Source organism: Paenalkalicoccus suaedae (assembly GCF_006965545.2).
GTDB lineage: Bacteria > Bacillota > Bacilli > Bacillales > Salisediminibacteriaceae > Paenalkalicoccus > Paenalkalicoccus suaedae.
In genome coordinates this window covers 1,852,638-1,873,704 of sequence record NZ_CP041372.2, presented here as the reverse complement: position 1 = coordinate 1,873,704, position 21,067 = coordinate 1,852,638, and the positions used below count along the sequence as shown (strand labels likewise).

Genomic DNA, 21,067 nt, shown 5'->3' with positions numbered 1-21,067 from the left:
CTTCTATTACTAGTCTTGACTTTCAAAGATGCTTACACATACACTTACATAAAAGCAGCAATAAAGGGGGAGACAGTATGCCATTTGGATACGGAGAATTTCTTCGAAGTGAGGGATTAAGAGAGACTACGATAGATGAACACGTACGTCAGGTCACATATTTTTTTACGTATTTAGATAGGCGCTACAAAAGCCAAAAGGAGCTTTATGAAATAAACCCTTCGGATATAAAGGATTATTTAGAGGAAAAAAAGGTTCAAGAACTAAAGCTGTCTTCACGAAAGAAAATATTATCTATTCTAAAGCGTTTTTTTCATTTCTCTTGGAAAACAAGTAAAATATCCATCGATCCAGCCGTAAAAATAGAGTTAGTAGAAGAACATGTCGTTGAACACGAGGATACACAGTATGAGTTATTAAGAGATGTTCTCTATGACTTAATCCGATCGAATGAACCAGATAAACGCATAGCAATCTATTGTTTGGCTTTACATGGACTAAGGCCGGAAGAATTTAAGGTAAAAGTAGCGAATTTACGTGATCGCTCATTAGAAATCACGCATCCAGGACACGAACGAGTAATAGCATTAGACGATCTATCTGGAACGTTTTTACGAAACTATGTAAAAGGGAAATTTCCAACTGATTTTATCCTTGAATCAACTGGTCAGGATGGAACGATAAAAGCTGTTGAGCGAATGACGATTGGACTAAACTTAAAAAAAGTCGCTAAAAAATATAATCTTGGCCGCATTACAACTAACGAAATAAGACGAAGCTATGCAGCGTACTTAGTAAATCAAGAAAAATCATATGATCAAGCTGCAATGATACTAGGTATTGATAAAATAAGTTTGTTGAAGCTTTTAGGCTCATAAGGCAATATTTCAATTCCGTCTCACTTCTTAGAGTAATCTTATAATATGAGACGCCTTTAAAATAAATTATTTAAGTTCCGATAATATATATTATGTTAACTAGAAAGAAATATAAAAAAAGAGTAAGTAGCATCTTAAAGCCACCTACTCTTCTCTACTACTATTTAACGTTGCTGGTTATTGATTGTCGATAATATCACTCATGAACGCTTCAGCGTCTTCAATCGAATTCTCATCGTCTACTATATGATGAACAAAGTATCCATAATCACCAGCATCATAGCTCATCGTAACAATTTCATTTTCTCCACTAGGAATTACTAGTTGGTTGACTTCAGCTCCACTAATTTCAACTAGTTCAGCATCTGAGCTTTCTACGGCACCGCCAGCTGTAATCATAATCGAAATCGGTTGATCATCTTCTGTTAAGTCTCCATAAACGATTTCACGACCATTACGTTCTTCCCAAGTATCCGTTAACTCTTGATCTACAGCTTCTGGATCACCACTACCATAAAATACATCAATATCTGTGCGTTCATCTGCGTAGTCAACTTCATTCCCATCAACTTCACGATTCGATCCAACAGAAGCATAGTGTATCGAATATTCCTCATGCTCTGGGATATAAGGAGAGATTCCTACTTGCTCCTCAGCTATTGCGGTTATTTCTGCTGACGCACTTGTCGTTTCCGTCGCGTTGCCTTCAGATTCATTTGCTGGTGCGTTCACTTCATCCGGGTCATTTTCTCCACACCCAACAAGTAGGATTGTTCCTGCTACAAGTACTGTTCTTAGTTGCATGATCATCCTCCTTCAAAATTGGCTAAAATAGCCCTCTGTATAGTTACGATTAATACATTAAAATGTTCCCATTAACACCAAAAAAGCCAGATAGCTACTAACAGCTACCTGGCTTTTTACTTATTTTTCGTAGAAACTTGAAGGGATTTTACCAAATGCACGCTTATGATAAAGCAGTGGCTCTTTTGCGTCATTCGTTAGCTCCGTTACCTCACCGATTAAAATCGTATGATCACCTGCATCGACCGTTTTAAACGTGTTGCATTGCATAATTCCTGCTGCTTCTTTTAATACAGGTAATCCGGCTTCAGACTCAGACCAATCTACGTTACTGAAGCGATCTGTGCCTTTAGTTGCGAACAGCATACACACGTCACCTTGATTTTCAGCGAGGACGTGTACAGCGAATTTCCCTGATTCTACAAATTCGTCATGTGACGAAACATTTTTATCAATAGACCATAAAATCAGCATAGGATCCAAGGACACGGACGCAAATGAATTGACTGTTAAACCAATCGGTGTGCCATCCTTAGCCATTGTCGTACAAACGGTAACACCAGTAGGATAGTTACCCATAATATCTTTAAATGTGCTTACTTTTGCTTCATCCATTGTATTCACTCCTGTGTACGATATTTGGTTGATGCTTCCATTGTAACGTAGCTAGTTAAGAATTTCGAGCAAAAGCATACATGTCTGATAGCATCTTACATTCTTGATCTGGATCGTGGACGTTTTTCACATACTTTAACGCGTTCTCCGCTAATAGTTCATATGTTTTCGTATCGTTTAATAACTGCACAACAGACTCTCTCAAATCTTGTTCTGATTGATAAATGAGTCCTGTCTCTTTGTCTTTTACAATACTCTTATTACCATCATTTGCGGAAACGATAACGGGCGTTCTGCTCATCATTGCTTCTAATACAGCTGATGACTGCCCCTCATGAAGTGATGTATTTAAAACAAGATCGGCATCTTTTAATATGGCTCCCATCTCATGATAGCTGACAGATCCTTTATAATGTACCCAAGGTTCGTCCTTAATGGCCTCTAAAACGCGCTCTCCTTCCGATTGATCGAGAATAGGACCAACTAGCCACAAACACACGTTTTGTTCCTTAGCGACTAATTTAAGCGCGTTGACAGCTTGTAAAACATTCTTTACTGGTCTTATACCAGCTGGTAACACAATAAGTTTATTCGAAGGCTTAGAAAAGGGGCTCTTAACAGACTTAAAAGGGCGAATACTCTGGGGGATCACAAATATTTTTTTATCAAGATGCGGTCGCTCCTGTACTAATTTCTCTTTTGCTGCAGATTCAAACACATGAATAGCTAAAGCCTTTTCACATAAATTTAGCATTTCGACCTTCAACACGTCATCATAAAAATCCTGGTTAATGTCTGTACCTGTCATAGACAATATAAAGGGCGTTAATTCGCTATTTTTATGACGCTTTAAGAAAGCACGAAACTTCGTAGCATGAAAGCCGTGAATAATATCTACATCTTTAGGATACGAATCAACATTCGTGCTAGTTGACGATAATATAGTTATGTCATACCCTTTTTCTACTAAACATTCCTGAATTCGCTCCACTGTAATTTTGTTGCCTCTTTGCTCGTCAAAATGCGGTGCTGCTAACAATACTTTTCTCATATGTCCTCCTTGACTAGCTTACTCTTCTTCAAGCATTGTATCTGCATCTTTTATGAGAATCAATGTATATGCATAATAAAAGGCATTGCCAGCTGAGGCAATGCCTTTTCCTTCTAGAACAGTGGTTTTCTACCTGCAAAACCATCCTTCTTATTGTGATAAAACGTAATCTCTTTTTCTCCCTCTCTCCAGCAAAGCAAGATCTCTTCTTTTTCTTTAAAGCTTGGAAAATCTACTAAGCCTGGCTCAATACCTTTAAGCTGTGCACCTGTATCTTGAATATTTTTAACATGAAGCTGTGCTTGAAGCTCAATAAATTCCAACTGACACTCCAATTTAAACATACTTTCCGTCTCTGTTTGCACATGCTGTTGATGATTTTCTTTCACTTGATGGTAAGCAGACCACTTCTCATCAAACTCATTTTGAATCTTTTTAAGCTCAGCGATCTCTGTCTCTACTATCGGGATCAATCTATTCGCCTGTTCTACGGTAAAATACTTTCTAGGCATCATTTTCTCCTCCTCTTTCGTTTACACTCCGTCATACATCATCCGTCCTGCGTAGTGACCGGTTAAGAATACGAATACAGCTCCAGCAATGGCTAAAAGAATGAGCAACCATCTAAGGTATTTATTATCTAATACGATATTTACAGCTAAAAGGATCACTGTAAAAATGTAAGTTATTAGAGAATAAAAGGCAAACTGTTGGTGAAGACCTAAAAACTCACCTACGGAATCTCCATATAATTGAAAGGCTACCCCAACTGCGTTAGGTCCTGACTGATAGGAGATAACGCCACCGATCGTTCCAATTACTAGCATCCACATTGCAGCTCGATCAAAGAAGTAAGGCTTCCATAAGGAAAGTACGATAAACAGTGAGCCTACTAACCATAGTGCAATTGGTAAATGTACAACTGCTGGATGGAGAGGTTCTGGGATTAAATACATGGCTTTCACCTCATATAATTATTGTCTAACATTTGTATATAGTTTGTATACCCTTCTGAGTACTCTTTAAACGAACTCTATGTGACAATTTTGTAAACAAAAAGATGACTCGAGTGAGTCACCTTAATTAGCCGTACGTTTATATTTCCACATCATATATCGATAACGAATAACACAACCAACACAAAAGCCTGCTAAAGCAAGCGATGAAGCAAGAATCACCATGCTAGCAAAAATCACACCTAAAGAAGGTAATCCAGTGCTAAAGAATAATAAAGACAACCCTAAACAAATAGTAGCTATTGATTGATTAAAGCGAAGCTGATCTTTATCCTCCATCTGTTCACTTGTCTTAGACCGTAGCATAAATGATCCTATTCGTATAAAAAGATTAAAACCAAAAATAACTGAGAACAAGCACACAAGGAAAGGAATCACTAATAATACAGGATGAATGAGTAATCCAAGTCCAATTGTACTAATTAGCAACACTTGATTAAAAGAAACTAGATGCTTTGGAATCAAAAGGATCCACCCCTATTACATAATATCAAATCTGTTTACTTGGTATTATACACAAAAAACAGGCTCTATGCCTGTTTTTTGCTTAAAGTACATATTTTTTAATGGCATTCGCTACGCCTTGTTCATCATTAGAAGTTGTGACATCGTCAGCAATCTCTTTCACTGAATCCTGCGCATTCCCCATAGCTATGCCTATGCCTGCCTCTTTGATCATCGCAACATCATTTAAACTATCTCCAATAGCTAACACATTTTCCATAGAGATCGATAGCTTCTCACAAATAGTCTTTAAGGCAGCAGCTTTATGGACGCCAGCAGCATTAATTTCAATATTCACGAGGGAAGAATTAGTGAGTTCTAAACCTTCCACTGATTCCAGTTCTTTTAAAAGTAGCTTTCTTTCATCCACCGTATCTAAATCGTAACCAAATTTAAGCCATTCTGATTGATAAATATCTTCTGGAGCTTCGTGCCGCCAGACCTTATCGACAGCTGCGGCCCAAAAACGTACGTTGTGTTTAGACGCAAGAGCTAAAAACGTTTCTACATGCTCCGTTGGCAAAATTGTACGCTCAACTAATGTTCCATCAAGTTGCCAAATCTCTCCTCCATTACTTGCTATTAAGAAATTTGTAAGCTCTAACTCTTCCGCATACTTTTTGACGTTTTGAAAGGATCTACCCGTGCTAATCACAATTTCTATGCCTGCATCTTTTGCTTGTTTAATTGCTTGTTTTGTCTCTTCATCTACAAGATGACTTGTTGTTAACGTTGTTCCGTCCATATCAAGTGCTAATAATTTTACGTTTGTCATGCTAAAAACTCCTTTTGCAAATTATCGCCAAAAAACAAAATAGACGATCGTTAAAATAATTGCCGGTACAAATGCCACGACATATAGAAGCGACAGGTTCGTAAAGTGCTTTTTTGCTTTTTTATCATAGTCCTTGTCCTGAGGATTAATCCCGACTTTGATCGTTCCAATTAATCCAATGATACAAATAATTGCTGCTGCGATTATCATAATAGTTGTCATACTCAAGCTCTTCACCATCCTTATGCTACGCGTTTACTTTGTCTCCTTAATCGCCTCTTTAAGCTTACCATAAAGCGCCAATAAATCGGCGTCAGATCCATCTGTTAATGTTTCATATCGATGCTGTTCATAGGTCAGTGCGTCTTTAAATGCATGACGAACGTGTTGATCCATTTCTTTAAGCCTTGCATCTACGTGTTTTGATAATTCGCGTTCCGCTTCGGCTACAACACTGACTGCTTTTTCTAACGCATCCGAAACGAGCTGGTCCTTAAGCTTTGATGATTCATCCTCTTCGAAGAAAGCTCGCTTTGATTTGATATAGGACTTATACGCTGTAGCATCCTCTATAAATGGAGGAATGTCAGCCTCAATATTTGCCTGTAGCTGGTAAGATGGATGTTCAAATAAAAGAGACGGGAGAATCTCTTTTAGCGACTCCTCATAACTCTCTGCCCATTCTCTAAATATACGTTGCACCGCATAGTCGAGTCTAACAGACATCGCCGCTAGCTCCTGCTTTAAAAATTGCTCCCCTAATGCAGACCAGTCCTCTATCGCCTTTGTTAACTGCATTTGCAAGCCCTTGCGATCATTATCTGACAGGACAGAAACATTGATCGCATCCGCATAATAATCATATAAAACAACACTCATTCGTTTACGTAAATAAAGCGACAGTTGTTCTAACTCGCGTTTTGCGTCCCGTGCTACGTGACGTAGAGAAATCTCCTCCACTTCTACAAGCTTGTTACTAGCTATCGTCTGCTTATTTTTAAACGCTGCCTTTTCCTCAACTGACACGTGCTGCGCATCGATGTAAGAAGAGACAGTGCGAAGCGTTTGCTCGACTCGTTCTTTAATGACGGATATACCAAGTAGGTTTAGCTCTTCGTATGTTTCCTCATAAAACGTCTCTTCAAACCGCTCAAAGCTTACATCCTCTGACTCTAGACCTTGCTTCTTTTTAAGTCCTTCTTTTGACGAAACCTGATGAACGCGCGGCTTTTTAAAGCCATTTTGCTTAAGCTGATCCTGTACATGGTCCATGACACTCGTAAGTTCATGCTTGGAGGCAGCAAGGTCAGAAGCATTCACGACAAAGAATAGCTTGTCCGTCGAGAATTCCTCATTAACCTGATTAACCTGCTGTAAGAAGTACTGATCCGATTTAGAGAACGAGTGATTGTAGTACGTTAAGTAAAAGATAGCGTCAGACTGTGCCATTTGCTTAAAAGCAAGATTAGTGTGACGACCGTGAATAGAGTTTACCCCTGGTGTATCAATCAAGATGATCCCTTTTCTTGTCAATGGCGCGTCATAATAAATCGTCACATCTTCAATGAAGCATGCTACGTATTCATTTGCTACATAGTCAGACAAGGAATCAATCGTTGTTAATTTCGTCGCATCAATAAGCTCTTCTCGTTCACGCAGACTCGTTTGAATAACACGTAGATAATCAATCGTCGCCTTTTGACGAATGGAGTTACCCGCTTCATTCGCATTCCACTTCGGAATGGAATCAATCGTAAGCGACGTCCGAATCGAATTTGCTACAGACGTAATTTCCTCCGATAACGCTGTACGTGACTTAAAACGTACGACAGCTGTTCCGTGCGCGTATTCGTCCGTAGGAGCTTGCACAATGGTTACTGTAGCCGTTGTAGGGTGAGGAGATACTGGCATCATATTATCTCCTAATAACGCATTAGCAAAGCTCGATTTCCCTGCTGAGAAGGCACCAAATAAAGAAATCGTAAATGAGCGTGACTCAAAACGATCAACAGCCTTCGTGATTAAATCTGCTTCTCGCTCTAAAATAGCCTTAGCCTGGATGTCGGGTATAAGCGCGTGAATCTGCTCCACCCACTCTGCCGCTTCCGCTTCATCAAATGTTTTCTCTGCCCGACGAACCTTTTCTTCTTTTACCTCTTCAGGCGCCTGCGATACAGTTAGTGAGTCAAAAATGGTCGCATCCGACACGTCGTCATAGGTGTACCCTTTACGCCACATCTCTCTCAATTCATCAAATGTCCCTTTTGGATTAAATTCTTTCACTTCCTCTAGCTGCTGCTGTTCGTAGGTAGCTATGTCATCCATGGCCTGCCTTAATTCTTTAAGTTCAGCTAAATTGGCAAGTTGCGCATTAATTCGCTCTAATTCAGCCTGCTTAGGCTCTTTCACTCCTGCAATGTAGATATCCACTACTCGGCTTGCCAAACGCTTCATCTCTCGAATGATCGCATCGTTTACTTGCTTTGTTAGCAAATAAATATAGTCGTTATTTTTTTGACCAGACTTTACATGTTTATCTAAAAAGTCATCCTCAAGCGTCATATTTAACTCTTGCAGTGCCTCATCAAAACGCGCTTCGTTAGTTAACGAGTGTCTTGGCCACGTACGAAAGAATGCCTCTAAATGATAAAGGAGCTGTGACTTTATATTATCCTGCACATCAATTTTAAGAAGCTCGCGGCGCTTTTCTCTCTCTTCTAGCGTTTTTTTCTTAGAAAATAACATGCCCACTTTAAACGAAGAAGCCGTCGATTCCATATACTGTTTAACAAGCTCTGTCGTTTGATAAGGAAATACGTGTACGTTTTTATATAGTCGCTCCGTAGCATCCTCATACTCTTCTTCTAATACTTCCACATAGTTCCTTGTCTTTTCTTCCTTTTCGTACAGTGTTTGAAGCTCCTCTAAGCTCTCTCGATCAAATCCGCGCTCCTCGGCTTTCTCACGAATATCCTCTCTAGCATTTTCCGCGTCCTTACTAATGCGATCTCGTAGCGTCTCGTAAAATCCTTTTTGTAATCGCTTGTATGATCCGTCTAAGAAAGCCTCACTGTTAGCAAGAATCCCTTTTAGTCTTGATGAAAAGGCATCATACTGGTTTAACGGGTGATGGGCCTCTCGCATAGACGTCATAAATAGCTCTACATAGTGAATGCGCCATGCTTCAAGCGTTGCTTCCACTTGTGCTTGGAATTCTTCGATCGAAAGCTCCGCATCATCATGCTTATCAATTTGATTAATTACAATAAAGATTGGCTTCGATGCTTTACTTAATTCTCGAAGAAAGTGAAGATTCGTCTCAGATTGTACGTGATTATAATCCATTACATATACGATAGCATCTGTTGTAAAAAGTTGCTCCGTGGTCATTTTCGCGTGGTTCTTATCTGTTGAATCAACTCCAGGCGTATCGACAATGACTCCATGTTCTCCTAAAAACGGGAGAGGAATATCTATAGTGATGGAGTCAATCGTGGCCCCATCACGTCCCCAGTCTTTTACTTGATCCCATGGAATGGTACCAGTAAAGGATTGAAGCTCCTGTCCATTCTCACCAGTTAGCTCAAGCTTCACAGGTCCATTTTTCATTCTGATAATATTAGCACTCGTTGGTAGAGGACTAGTAGGTAATACTTCCGCTCCTAAAAATGCGTTTAAAATGGTGGATTTTCCAGCGGAAAAATGTCCGCAAAATGCTATCTCAAATTCCGTTATCTCTTTTTTTCGTGTTAACTTTCGTAGTCTGTTTTGTTCCTCTGCTGTTAACGTAAACGTCTTCGTACTCATGGCAACCTCCTTCTATCTATTCAAACTATACCGAATTTATCGAATAAATGGAACTATACGTCTATCATCAAAAAAAAGAAGAGCTACACGTAGCCCTTCTCACATGTTATTCATTTAATGTTTGAACTGTAATGGCTGCAGGTAACGACGATCCACCTGAATGCATAAGCTCAAGCTTTAATTCTGTTTGACCTGGTTCAATCGTAACAGTAGCCATGCGTGCAGATTCAATACCTGGTCGCATTTGTGGTGTAATAAAGACGGTGCCGTTTAATCTGTAGGCACTAGAGTATGTCCCACCCCTACCTGATAAACGTAACTCAATTTGCTTCGGCTCAGATGACTCATTCATAACAGGAATAACCACCTCGTAGTTAATGCCATAGTGTCCTCTATTAGCTGAGCTCTCATTTGGCTTTGTGCTAGACTCTGCCGTAAAGAAGTTATCTGTTACCCCATTTGAGATAGAATAGGAGACACCTTCATTACCAACTGTATAAGTAGGAAGCGTTCCACGGATAGCAGAGTGATCCCAGCTACCTCTAGAGTGAACGTTAACCGTATCCTTTGCTATTGCTGGCGTTTTAATGCTACGAACATCCATTCCCGCCTCCGTTGTTACGACAGATCGGATCGTATAAGAGGCAGGTATAAATTGACCTCCTGGCTCAACATCAAAGTCATACATGTATCCGACCATCGTGCTTGCTGATACAGGATGGCGACCAATAACAGCTGTCTCACCTGGCTGGATCATGCGTGCCTGTTGATTCACTAACGTATTATTAAGCGTACGCCCTGCTAGATGAATACCAATATCAAAAGCTGGCCAGCCTCTTGTGCTCGTGCGGTGTAATCCTTTTACGTTACTAATATAAATAGGACCTTCTGACGTATTTTCGACCGTGACAGCGAAAACAGCGTCTTGGTCCTCTATACGGTTATGGTGATGCGCATAAACACGGTGCTGTTCTTTTGCACGCTTATTGGTGTGCGTCTCATCCCATAGCGTAGCACTTGGAGTTGGAAGTGTTCGATCGTAAATAGATTCTGGGCTATTACTTACGAATAGTTTACGATTACCTATTAATTGCACGTTTTCTAAACGAGTAGGTACAGGAACAGCGATCTCCTCACTTCGAATAGGTGTCGTGCGGAAGACTAGGTTATCGGTGAAGAAGGAAAGTCTTTTGGCCACGCTATTCCACTGCAAACGAATATCAAATGCGCGAGCAAGGTCTGTCGCAGCAATGAGCTTTATGCCTTCGTATTCTTCTACTGTAACCGGGACCTCATTTAAGATCACCGTATTATCAATAATCTCAGGAAGTGTTGTTTCTAAGCTTTGAAAGACAGAGACAATTGGTACGAAGCTACGTCCGTTGCGAACATAGACTGTATCTACGTCTAAAAGCTGGAAGCTATCGAGTTCCACAATCGCATCTGTAATGACTCGCGTAGAATCAGCTGGTGGTAAAGGTGGCGATGGCTCCGTTACTCGTCTTGCAATAGATGCAGTTCGTGTAGCTTGATCCCACGTCACTAAATCACCTAATGATTCTGTAATAAAACGAAGTGGTACTAGTGTCGTTCCTGATATAACTTTAGGAGCAACGCGAAGCTGAGTTGGCTGACTATTTACAAGCGCCGTTTGATTATCAATCGTTAAGTTGATAACCGATTCTCCTCTTGTTGCTCGTATGGTGCGGTCCTGCTGATTCCATATAACATTCGCGTCTAATGCTTGAAAGATAGAACGCATCGGTACGAGAGTTGTTCCATTCTCGACCCGTGCTTGTACATCTGTTACTAATGGTTCTCCATTTAAAATGACGGACACTGGTGCTTGTACAGCTGTCGAAGCGTGTGCATTAGCGGGTAGCACTAGGCTACATGCTACTCCGACTAACACAAGCTTCTGTGCAAGTTGACGTAATTTCATCTCTGTCCCTACCCCTTTGCTAAAAATTACTTACCAAAGACCATCATACTAGAGTCACTTCCTTATTTCACCATCTTTTGCGATAAATTTTGTGTAAATTTGGAGAATGCTGGACACATTCAGTGATTTAGTAGAAGTTATATGCAGGTCTGCACCCTCTTCTTTAACCGCCTCCCCAACAGCAATGGCACACATCCGCGCAGCTCGTATTGCTTCGAGCCCTGCTTGACTGTCTTCTAAGGCCACACACTCTTTAGGGTTAACCTTTAAAAAACGAGCCGCTTCTAAAAAGATATCTGGCGCAGGCTTCATATGCGTGACCTTATGATGAGGGACAAGATAATCGACGTACATGGATACGCCTAATTGATTAACCACTGACTCGGCATTGGAGCTTGATGAAGCAATAGCGAGTAAGACGCCCGCTTCTTTTAATTCTTTCATTAACATAATCATCCCTGGCAGAGCATCTTTTTCAGATATCGTTGCGATAAGCTCCTTGTAATACTCGTTTTTCTTTTCTCCTAATCGAATGAGCTCCTCTTCTGACTTATCTAATCCTTCGCAAAGCTCTCGAATCATCTCCATACGATTTCTACCTTGGAAAGCTTCATTCATTTTATAAGTAAAAGGGACACCGACTTCATCCGCGACTTGCTTTGTTGCAACGTAATGAAGCGGCACAGTATTTGCAATTACTCCATCTAGATCAAATATAACGGCTTTCGGCATTTTCATACGTAAACATCCTCCCTATAGCGTTAGTAAGTACGCGACGATTGTCCCGATCGAGCCATACAGTAACGCGAATGGCATATTTGTTTTGGTAATTCTGTAAGGGTTTTGTGCGGTATTCATCGACGTCATCGTGACTGTTACGCCAAATGTTCCAACAGTAGCTGTGGCAAGCGCCCCAGTAACAAGAATAATCCCAAAGCTTAATGGATTGATGACACCCATTAGAGGACCTACTGCTTCAATCAAAATAGAAACAGTTGCAATTGGATGAATACCTACCATGCTCATTGATAAATACGTAAACTGAATTAATAAGAAAAGGAGTAACGGTTGCTCACCGAGTGCTAAAAATGGCGTTTGAAATGCTCCAAGTACTGGCGAAGCGTTTAATGCGTCAGAAAAGAATGCAAGACTTCCAAATAACACAACGAAGTTTTGCATCCCATTTGCGCGTTCTTTCCAATTGACAACTCCAATTTTTAAGAAGCGGCGAATTCGTCCCATACATAGCGACCAAAGCATCGCAAAAGGTAAAATAACCAGGGTAACGGTTAAAATAAAGCTCAGATTAAAGAAGGAGCTAATAGACACAATCGCCACTAAAAATAGGCTTAACACTAGGAATAAGTGCAGAATAGACATGATAGGCACAGGACGCGCCTCTTGCTTGTCGATCGGTACATGTTGATAGCGCCTTTTCCCAAAGAAGGAATCGATCGAGAAGGTGATAAGGGATATTGCTAGAAGCCATGGGAAAAGCGTTAAGTAGCTAACTCCCGTAGCATCAACACTAATAGCAACGAGTACCTCCATGGGACTCCAGGCGAGCGCTAAGGCAAATGCGCGTAGCGTCGTTTGACTAATAAAGGTGTTCTTCTCTTTCCACCCCTTTAGCTGCTCCTTTAAAAGGTTTTGCGCAACATATAGAGCGGATAGGTTAATGAAGGTGACGAGTATATACGATGTAGCTTTTGCTCGCACATAAAGGGATCCCGCGTGGCTTACATTTGATTTAAGTAATTGCTGAAGCTTTCGGTCGAACCCTCCAGCTCGAACAGCATTATTCATCCAAGGTAACATTAAAAGCAAGGCAACTAGCCCTGTGTTACTATTAAAAAATAGCCAAAATCCTTGGATATCATAAGTAAAAACAAGGTAAACACCTACTGATAGGAATAAGAGACCAAGTACCTTAAATAGATTTGTCGCATAGATAAAGGATAATAAGAGGGCAACCATCATGACCGCGCTCGCTACATAATTTAGTAGTGTTGCGCCTGTAAAATAGGCGAATAGATATGAAACTACTACAAGCAGATAAAGAAGATAATAATACTGTCTCATCGCATGTGCCTCATGCGCCGTAATACTAGCTTTTCAACAGTGGCAGGAAATAGCCTAGTCATCGTAATCGCAAGCTTTGTCCTTACGCCTATGGTGTAACGAAAGGCCGGCTTTTTTGCTTGTATAATGCGTGTAACCGTTTTAACCAGTTTAATCGGGTCTGCTCCTGCTGTCTCCACTTGCTGTACATATGTCATCATATAGTCTTGTAGCTCCTTATAAGTAGCTTCCTCCGAAAGCTTTGCTGAGTTCCGTGCTTTTTTCCAAATGTTCGTTTTAAATGCGCCAGCTTCGATGATACTCGTTGTTATGCCTAAAGGTAAAAGCTCCGAGCGAAGCGATTGACTAAAGCCTGTTAGCGCAAATTTAGAAGCCGCATAGGCTCCTAGTGCCGGGAAGCCGATTTGTCCACTAATACTCGATAGCATAATGATCTTACTAGTAGTAGACTTTTTTAATAGAGGTAAAAGCGATTTAGTTAGGGCAAGCTGTCCAAATACATTCGTTTCAAACTGTTGCCGCATGTCGTCTATGGTTAATGCTTCTATCACGCCACCTTGCGAATAGCCTGCATTGTTAATGAGAACATCGATACGACCATACGTTTTTTCGATATATGTATATAGCCTATCTATATCTTGCTGATTCGTTAATTCGAGTAGCTGATAGTCTACGTGTTTACTAGGATTCGCCGGCAACTTTCTAACAGTACCAACGAGTGTATAGTCATGTAGCGAAGATGTCAGAACTTCGCCAAACCCACTATTACACCCAGTAACAACGATTACTTTTTGCATCATGATTCCTCCACATTTATTGAAAGGAGTTGAGCTACTATGAATCGTTTGCTCACTCTCTTGAGTATTTTAGCATACCTATCTTCTATCTTTTATTTAATAGATGCGTTTTTCGTCTCGATTCCTGCAGCATTTTTATCCGCTACCCTTTCTGCAATTCTTGTATTAGCAACCTTATTTACCGTCAAATGGGGTACAAAGATGATCGTGACAGTGCTCCTTGCGATCGGCTTTTATGTATTCATGATCGAGAGAGCGAGTATCTCCACTATTTTACTCGCCTTCGGAACGAATGCAACCATTCTCTCTTTATTTCTACTCATTCCACTCGTCGGTACCTATATGTCTTCCACTGGCTTTTTACATGCACTTAAAGAAAATGTCGTTGCCTATGAGGCGAAACACGGTAATAAGCCGTATAAAATGAGCTACGGTCTGATGATGTCGATCGCATTCATCTTAAACTTCGGTACGATCGCTATTGTAAAGCAAATTGCAGACGAAAGCTTTCGAGGCTATCGAGAGAAGAAATTGACGTTACATATTATGCGAGGCTTTGCCTTCTGTATGCTATGGTCTCCGTATTTCGTTAACGTCGGTCTCGTATTGACATTATTTTATGTCTCTTGGTTTGACATAGCTGTATACGGACTTGGCTTTGCCTTTGTTTATGCCTGTTTATCAGCGTTGTTTTTACCTCTGGTTGCATTCAAAGATGATCCAGTGATAGAAAAGCTTGCTGCTCCAAGTATTAGCAAAGCTTCATCCATTCGACCATTGGTGCAATTTTCGCTTATATTTGTTCTTCTTTCGTTTACGATGTATTACGCACTGGATGCTACAATGCTCGCCGTTGTATCCCTACTCGCTATTTTCATGCCTATCGTTTATTCCATTTTTAGACGTGACACGAAAATATACACGGCAGATGCCATTACGCAAATGAGCGGAGCATTTACCCGACTCAAAAACGAGCTAGGTATCTTTATTGCAGCCGGATTTTTCGGTACGGCCCTCGCGTTAACTTCCGTTGGAGATTATTTATCGACTATGTTAGTGAATGTCGCGAATGGGTCCATATTTATCGTCATTGTTAGTGTCATGATAGTCACGGTTGCACTTTCTATGATAGGCGTTCATCCAATCATCGTCATTATTGGACTCTCAAGCTCCCTGCATCCAGATACCTTTGGCGTGACGCCAGTGTTTGTTGCTATGCTCCTCTTATTATCATGGACATTAGCAACTCAAGTATCGCCTTTCTCTGGTCAAATGTTAATGAGTGCTCGTCTCATAAAAACACCAGCATTACAACTCTCTAAACAAAATGCGCTCTTTATTGCTACATGCTTTATCTGTTTTGCTGGAATCTTATATGCGCTAGAGCGTTTGGGCCTTATTTAATTGACGTTTGATTAGAAGCTTTGCGGCTGTTTTATAGAGATGTTTAAAGCTTGGAGACTCATATCTATTTCGGGACGCCCTATTGGTGATCGCGTAAATTGAGTAGCTAATTGCGCAAGTTCACAGTGGAATTGCGCGAAATTCTTACTCAATCGCGTGAAAATCGCCTCCGATTGCGTAACTCAAAAATAATCGCGCATCATCAAAGTAACTACTCACGTTTCCACGTAAACCACGCAAACCTTCTCTTTAATTCCTACAACAACTCATCCAACGCCAATTGACCCATTTCCTATATCTTCACTTAAAAAATAAAAAGGCTGAGACAACTTCTAACCTCATTGTCTCAGCCTTTTTTTCTTATTCACTTTTTTCAAGTAGCTCGTATTCCGAATGTCTTAATACAGTACGTGGCTTCGTACCGTCTTCATCGCGATCATCAAGTTCAATCGAAATGGAGTTTGTATAGGGAGCGATAACAGTTGCTGTCTTACCTTTATATTCACCCTCTAATACGATAACCGGATCACCGGACGCAATTAGCGGCTGTTCTTGTTCTTCTGCCATGATTAAATCCCCTCTCGCTTAAACTGTTTAGACTATGATCATACAAAATTTGAATGTGTTGGTCAAATCGTTTCCCTTATGTGCGCGAACTAGAGATCGTCATAGAATCTAAATTTATCTTTGCACCCGTCTTTTTGAGGAAATCAAGTCCGAGTACGCCATCAAATTCAGAGTCCTCTAGAGTCCCTTCAAAATCAATCATTTTTAGTGGTCCTACGCTAATCGCGTCCACTTTAGCTTGCGTAATTTTTGCTTTATTGAACGTAGTAATAGGCGCTGCAGTGTCTATGACAACACGCGATAATAAAACAGATTCTCCATTTACTTTCAGCTTTACTTCTGTAAACAGTTTCCCTTGATCAACAACGATTGGTTTCATGAGTACCCTCCATAAGTGCGATTCTTTGTACAAGATGCCGATTTAAGGCTAGTATATACTATTATACAACAGATAAAACAGAATGAACATGAGAGAGGAATCAACCCATGAACCGAACTGTCGTTATTGGTGCAGGCATTTTTATCCTTATGTACATTGCTCTGCACGTGTATTTAGCCTTTGTAACAGCATTATTCATACCAGTTTCATTTACCCTTTTAGCCATTCTATTCTCACTACTCGGCCTTAGCTATTTACTTGCTAACAAACTATTACTAGCCAAGCTTATAGGTTCTATCTGGTTTGCTATTTTGACGTATATGCTTATGGTACTACCAATCTTACATTTGCTTTATTATGTGGCACCATTTGCGCTTTTACAGATTGTATTTGCAACAACGTTTATTCTTTATATGATTGCTGGCTTATTTGGCGCATATAGCACAAAAACGATCGCTTACTCGATCACCGTACCTAAACGACAAGCAACACAAGATAAGCTTCGGCTTGTACTTGCATCTGACATGCACTTTGGTGGACTTTCTGGACATACCCATGTAAAAAGACTAGTTAAACACGTAAACGCACTAAAACCAGACTCCATTCTTTTAGCTGGGGATATTGTCGATGATGATCCAGCACATTTCCATAATAAGCATATGGATGAGACGATGGCGAAGCTCCAAGCGCCATTCGGTAAACTAGCGGTGCTCGGTAATCACGAATATTACGGCAAGGAGATTCCTAAACTACGTGACATTTTATCAACGATTAACATCCAGTTACTGGAGGATGCATCATTCGTTGTAGCAGACAGCCTGCGAGTGATCGGTCGTTTAGATCAAACAGACCGAAATCGTCAATCTGTAGATGACATGATTGGTGACGAGCATTTACCCGTTTTAGTCATGGATCATCAGCCGACAGAGCTTGAAAAGATCGCAGATGCTGGTGCACATATTAGTGTCAGTGGGCATACGCACAGAGGTCAGATTTGGCCATTTCACCTCATTACAGAGCGAATGTTTTTCTTAGATTACGGATACAAAAAGCATAAGCAACTGCACGCTTTTGTCTCCAGTGGCTTCGGATTTTGGGGACCGCCAATTAGAATTGGCACTCGGTCTGAGATTGTATGTATTGATGTCACCTTTTCAGATGAAACGTAAAAAAAGCTGCCTCGGCAGCTTTTTTGTTTGCTTATTTTGCTTGTTTGTTATTATCAAACTCCATTTTCCAACTGAAGTAGTCGTTATCCGAATTTTTTTCGTAGCGTAGCTTCGCTTCAAAGGTGGATCCCTTTTTACTTTTTAACCCCGACACCACTGCAACGCCATCTTTTAATAAGCTTTTCACCATCGTTTTTGTTGGCTTTTTCTTCATAGAGGCTAAATATTTATCGTTCTTCCAAATAACAAATTTGCATCCACTCTTCCAGTTGCTACATCCAAATCCCTTTTGCCCTTCAACCACTTTAGACTGGCATAATGGGCATTTTCCTAACGTTTCATTACTTCTTCTCGCGCGTTCTACCACGTGAAGTGTCACGTCTTGATCCTGCTTAATTTTATCGACGGACTCTCGTGTAAACGAATAAATAAACTGTAAAAAGCTCTCCCGCGTTTGTTTTTGCTTTTCTATATCCGACAGCGTTTTTTCAAGACGCCCTGTAAATTCTAAATCAAATAGCTCCTTCACAGGGAACGTCTCTACTAATCGAACACCAAGCTCTGTACAGACGAGATTTTTTTGATTTGCTGTAATATAGCCAACGTCCTTCAATTTTTTAATCGTCTCCGCACGTGTTGCCGGCGTACCGATGCTATATCCACTTAAAATAGCCTGCATCATTTCTTCGGGATTATCCTCAGCCGCTTCCTTTTGCTTTTTCCCGCACGTTTCCATAACACGAAGTAACGTTTTCTCGGTATGAGGCTTTGGTGGTTTTGTTGTATGCATCGACACCTTGTGACTCATAACATCAACCGCTTCTCCTTCGTTGACAAAGGGTAGAAGCTGATCCTTTGATTCGATTTTTTCCACCTTTTTAAAGCCTTCCACGAGCTGAACTCTTCCACTCGTCAGGAACACACCATTTACAGCTTCTTTCTCTATTTGAGTCGTCAGTTTTGTTTCTTCATACTCCGCAATCGGCATAAACTGCATAATAAATCGATTTTTAATAGCAGTATAAACGAGCTCCTCATCGCGATTAAGCGATTTCGGTAATACGTAGGTTGGCATAATAGCGCTATGACTGTCCACTTTAGATGAATCAAACACCCGTTTCTTTTTAGCGAATTGGATCTCGTCTTCATAAGGCAGTCCAGTCTTCACTTTATCTAACACTTGCTTTGCTTTGCCTGTTAATGTTTCATCTAGCACGACACTCGCTGTCCTCGGATACGTAATGTATTTCTTCTCGTATAGAGATTGGGCTACCTTCAATACTTTATCGGAGGTGAAACCCTTATACTTACTCGTAATATAACCCTGTAGATTCGAGAGATTAAACAGATAAGGGGGAAACTCCTTTTTCTTTTCTACCGTTTTCTTGATCACGGTACCTTGCTTCCCATCTATCAGCTTTTGAATGGCTTCAAGCTCTTCCTTCTTTTCAAATTTATCCTGTTTATCTAATGTGTACGTGCCCTCATATGTTTCTTTTTTAGGTGTCTGAAACGTAGCAGCTAGCTTCGCATAGTCTTTCGGGACAAATTCGTTTATTTCTTTATCACGATCATAAATAATTTTTAATGTAGGTAGTAAGACGCGACCAATATTCAGCGCCTTTCCACCACCCTTTTGATATTTCAATGTCGCAACAGAGGTCAAATTAATACCAATCACCCAGTCTGCCCACTGCCTACTAATACCTGCATCTAGAAGCGGTCGCATCTCTGTATTTGGCTTCAAACGCTCGAGTCCTCTATTTACTTCGTCAGCTGTCCATTCGTTTAATAGGAGTCGATACGTCTGCTTTTTCGTTTTAAGTTGATAAATGATCGTATCTCCAATGATTTGACCCTCGCGATCATAATCGCACGCTTGAATGACTCCATCGACATCAGAGCGATTGATTAGCTGATGAATCGTTTTTAACTGCTTTTTAGCGCGGAAATCCTCTTTTTGCTTCTGTTTAAAATCACGCTTCACTTTATAACGAAAGTCATTCGGAATAAATGGAAAGTTATCCATGTGCCACCGCTTTAGTTTCGCATCATAATCAAGTGCGTCAAATAATTGGAGTAAATGTCCGAATGCCCACGTCACGATATAGCCATTTCCTTCGAAATAGCCATCCTGTTTCGTCTTTATTTTAAGAGCATCCGCGATGTTTTTTGCTACAGAAGGCTTTTCGGATAGTATTACTTTTACCATTCCATCCCCTCCTGGCACGTAATTAATGATCGTGCTGCCTTTACTACAGTGGAATGAATCATCTAGGCATATCCCCTCTCCAAAATAAAAAACGTGCGAACGTATGTTTTTTATCATACGGTACGCACGTCTAAAACGCAACTATTCTACTAGCGTTGTTTGTCCATCTTCTTGTTTAATTTTTCCGTCCTTCATAAGCTTCCCTAAAGCGCGTTTAAACGACGCTTTACTAATCTTAAACTGCTCACGAATCTCATCTGGATCAGATTTATCCGTATATGGCATCAGACCACCAGAGCGTTCTAAATATGCTAGAATCTCATCTGCGTCTTGAGACTGACTCTCCTGAGCCTTCGATCGCAGCGTCACGTTTAACGAACCGTCCTCTTTGACGTCAATCACTCTTCCTTTAACAAATTCGCCAAGTCTCGGCTCACGTTTTCTCTCATACTCATGAATGAATCCACGATAGCCTTGCTCCGTAATCATAAATGAGCCAACTTTACTTACACGATAAATGTGCCCCTCAATCTCACTGCCTTTAAGCGCGAGCGATGCGCGATCTCTTTCCTCTTCAATCATCTCTTCTTTAACCGGTAGCGCAATTAAACGACCGCGTCGATCATTAGAAAGTGTCACAAAGAGTCGATCTCCTTCGTTTGGCCATGCGCGTTCAAATAGTGGCAAATCATCCATCGATACTAAAATATCCTTTTGCATACCAATATCAACAAATACCCCTAGCTTCGCGACAACCTTCACCACAGTTACCCAATCGTAGGTGCCGGATAAAATCGTCGGGATTTGAAGGGATGCAATGATTTGTCCATTATTATCATTATATAAAAAGACGTCTACCTCATCACCTATAGGACCCTTTACGCTTTCCTTTGGGAGGAAAATGCGGGTGTTTTGATAGTTCAGTAAAAAACCGTTCGCCGTCTTACTTAAAACTTCTGCTGTTACTACTTGTCCAATTAAATTATCACTCATTCATACCAACTCCTCATAAGAAAAACCTTGTCCATTTCATTGTTACACGGACAAGGTCTTTTCCTTAACTTA

General features: G+C 40.6%; 20 protein-coding genes. 3 read left to right on the top strand and 17 right to left on the bottom strand.

Features of this window, described 5'->3' with window-relative positions; genetic code table 11:
- The first annotated feature begins 77 nt into the window (after nt 1-77).
- Nucleotides 78-878, top strand: coding sequence for a tyrosine-type recombinase/integrase (locus FLK61_RS09995; RefSeq protein ID WP_176009325.1), 801 nt, complete (start codon nt 78-80; stop codon nt 876-878).
- Between the two features lie 177 nt (nt 879-1,055).
- On the opposite strand, the gene FLK61_RS09990 is transcribed toward FLK61_RS09995, so the two are convergent.
- The 13 genes from FLK61_RS09990 to FLK61_RS09930 all read right to left on the bottom strand — a co-directional run bounded on the left by FLK61_RS09990 (nt 1,056) and on the right by FLK61_RS09930 (nt 14,274).
- Entirely contained in the window at nt 1,056-1,682 is a 627-nt protein-coding gene (locus FLK61_RS09990; protein ID WP_176009324.1) for a hypothetical protein, read from the bottom strand.
- Nucleotides 1,683-1,802: 120 nt separating this feature from the next.
- Nucleotides 1,803-2,297, bottom strand: a complete 495-nt coding sequence (locus tag FLK61_RS09985; RefSeq protein WP_176009323.1) for a flavin reductase family protein — start codon at nt 2,295-2,297, stop codon at nt 1,803-1,805.
- 55 nt (nt 2,298-2,352) lie between these two features.
- A complete protein-coding gene (locus tag FLK61_RS09980; protein WP_176009322.1) occupies nt 2,353-3,348 on the bottom strand; it encodes a glycosyltransferase in 996 nt (331 codons plus the stop codon).
- 113 nt (nt 3,349-3,461) lie between these two features.
- Nucleotides 3,462-3,863, bottom strand: coding sequence for a DUF2203 domain-containing protein (locus FLK61_RS09975; RefSeq protein WP_176009321.1), 402 nt, complete (start codon nt 3,861-3,863; stop codon nt 3,462-3,464).
- 18 nt (nt 3,864-3,881) lie between these two features.
- On the bottom strand, nt 3,882-4,304 hold the full coding sequence (locus FLK61_RS09970) for a DUF2231 domain-containing protein (RefSeq protein ID WP_176009320.1): 423 nt from the start codon (nt 4,302-4,304) through the stop codon (nt 3,882-3,884).
- A 123-nt stretch (nt 4,305-4,427) separates the two neighbouring features.
- A complete protein-coding gene (locus FLK61_RS09965) occupies nt 4,428-4,829 on the bottom strand; it encodes a DUF4395 domain-containing protein (RefSeq protein ID WP_176009319.1) in 402 nt (133 codons plus the stop codon).
- An 82-nt stretch (nt 4,830-4,911) separates the two neighbouring features.
- A complete protein-coding gene (locus FLK61_RS09960; RefSeq protein ID WP_176009318.1) occupies nt 4,912-5,643 on the bottom strand; it encodes a Cof-type HAD-IIB family hydrolase in 732 nt (243 codons plus the stop codon).
- A gap of 21 nt (nt 5,644-5,664) precedes the next feature.
- Entirely contained in the window at nt 5,665-5,865 is a 201-nt protein-coding gene (locus FLK61_RS09955) for a hypothetical protein (protein WP_176011201.1), read from the bottom strand.
- A gap of 33 nt (nt 5,866-5,898) precedes the next feature.
- Nucleotides 5,899-9,450 (bottom strand): dynamin family protein, encoded by a 3,552-nt coding sequence (locus FLK61_RS09950; RefSeq protein ID WP_176009317.1) that lies wholly within the window; start codon nt 9,448-9,450, stop codon nt 5,899-5,901.
- Between the two features lie 106 nt (nt 9,451-9,556).
- A complete protein-coding gene (locus FLK61_RS09945) occupies nt 9,557-11,392 on the bottom strand; it encodes a copper amine oxidase N-terminal domain-containing protein (RefSeq protein WP_176009316.1) in 1,836 nt (611 codons plus the stop codon).
- Nucleotides 11,393-11,446: 54 nt separating this feature from the next.
- Nucleotides 11,447-12,130 carry a beta-phosphoglucomutase gene (pgmB, locus tag FLK61_RS09940; protein ID WP_176009315.1) on the bottom strand — a complete coding sequence of 228 codons (684 nt, stop codon included), beginning with the start codon at nt 12,128-12,130 and terminating at the stop codon, nt 11,447-11,449.
- Nucleotides 12,131-12,145: 15 nt separating this feature from the next.
- Nucleotides 12,146-13,474: a hypothetical protein gene (locus FLK61_RS09935; protein WP_176009314.1), complete on the bottom strand. Its 1,329-nt coding sequence runs from the start codon at nt 13,472-13,474 to the stop codon at nt 12,146-12,148.
- Nucleotides 13,471-14,274, bottom strand: coding sequence for an SDR family NAD(P)-dependent oxidoreductase (locus FLK61_RS09930; protein WP_176009313.1), 804 nt, complete (start codon nt 14,272-14,274; stop codon nt 13,471-13,473). The genes FLK61_RS09935 and FLK61_RS09930 overlap by 4 nt, the downstream gene beginning before the upstream one ends.
- Before the next feature lie 36 nt (nt 14,275-14,310).
- Between FLK61_RS09930 and FLK61_RS09925 the strand changes: the two genes are divergently transcribed.
- Nucleotides 14,311-15,675 (top strand): hypothetical protein, encoded by a 1,365-nt coding sequence (locus FLK61_RS09925; protein ID WP_176009312.1) that lies wholly within the window; start codon nt 14,311-14,313, stop codon nt 15,673-15,675.
- A 360-nt stretch (nt 15,676-16,035) separates the two neighbouring features.
- Here the strand turns inward: FLK61_RS09925 and FLK61_RS09920 are convergent, their stop codons facing one another.
- Nucleotides 16,036-16,242 carry a KOW domain-containing RNA-binding protein gene (locus FLK61_RS09920; protein ID WP_176009311.1) on the bottom strand — a complete coding sequence of 69 codons (207 nt, stop codon included), beginning with the start codon at nt 16,240-16,242 and terminating at the stop codon, nt 16,036-16,038.
- Between the two features lie 76 nt (nt 16,243-16,318).
- Nucleotides 16,319-16,621: a pepsin/retropepsin-like aspartic protease family protein gene (locus FLK61_RS09915; protein ID WP_176009310.1), complete on the bottom strand. Its 303-nt coding sequence runs from the start codon at nt 16,619-16,621 to the stop codon at nt 16,319-16,321.
- Nucleotides 16,622-16,728: 107 nt separating this feature from the next.
- Here FLK61_RS09915 and FLK61_RS09910 point away from each other — a divergent pair, with 107 nt between their 5' ends.
- A complete protein-coding gene (locus FLK61_RS09910; RefSeq protein ID WP_176009309.1) occupies nt 16,729-17,790 on the top strand; it encodes a metallophosphoesterase in 1,062 nt (353 codons plus the stop codon).
- A gap of 31 nt (nt 17,791-17,821) precedes the next feature.
- On the opposite strand, the gene FLK61_RS09905 is transcribed toward FLK61_RS09910, so the two are convergent.
- Both FLK61_RS09905 and FLK61_RS09900 read right to left on the bottom strand, forming a co-directional pair.
- The gene (locus FLK61_RS09905) at nt 17,822-20,002 is read right to left on the bottom strand and encodes a type IA DNA topoisomerase (RefSeq protein WP_176009308.1); all 2,181 of its coding nucleotides are present in this window, start codon (nt 20,000-20,002) and stop codon (nt 17,822-17,824) included.
- Between the two features lie 141 nt (nt 20,003-20,143).
- A complete protein-coding gene (locus tag FLK61_RS09900) occupies nt 20,144-20,995 on the bottom strand; it encodes a CvfB family protein (RefSeq protein WP_176009307.1) in 852 nt (283 codons plus the stop codon).
- Nucleotides 20,996-21,067 lie beyond the last annotated feature (72 nt).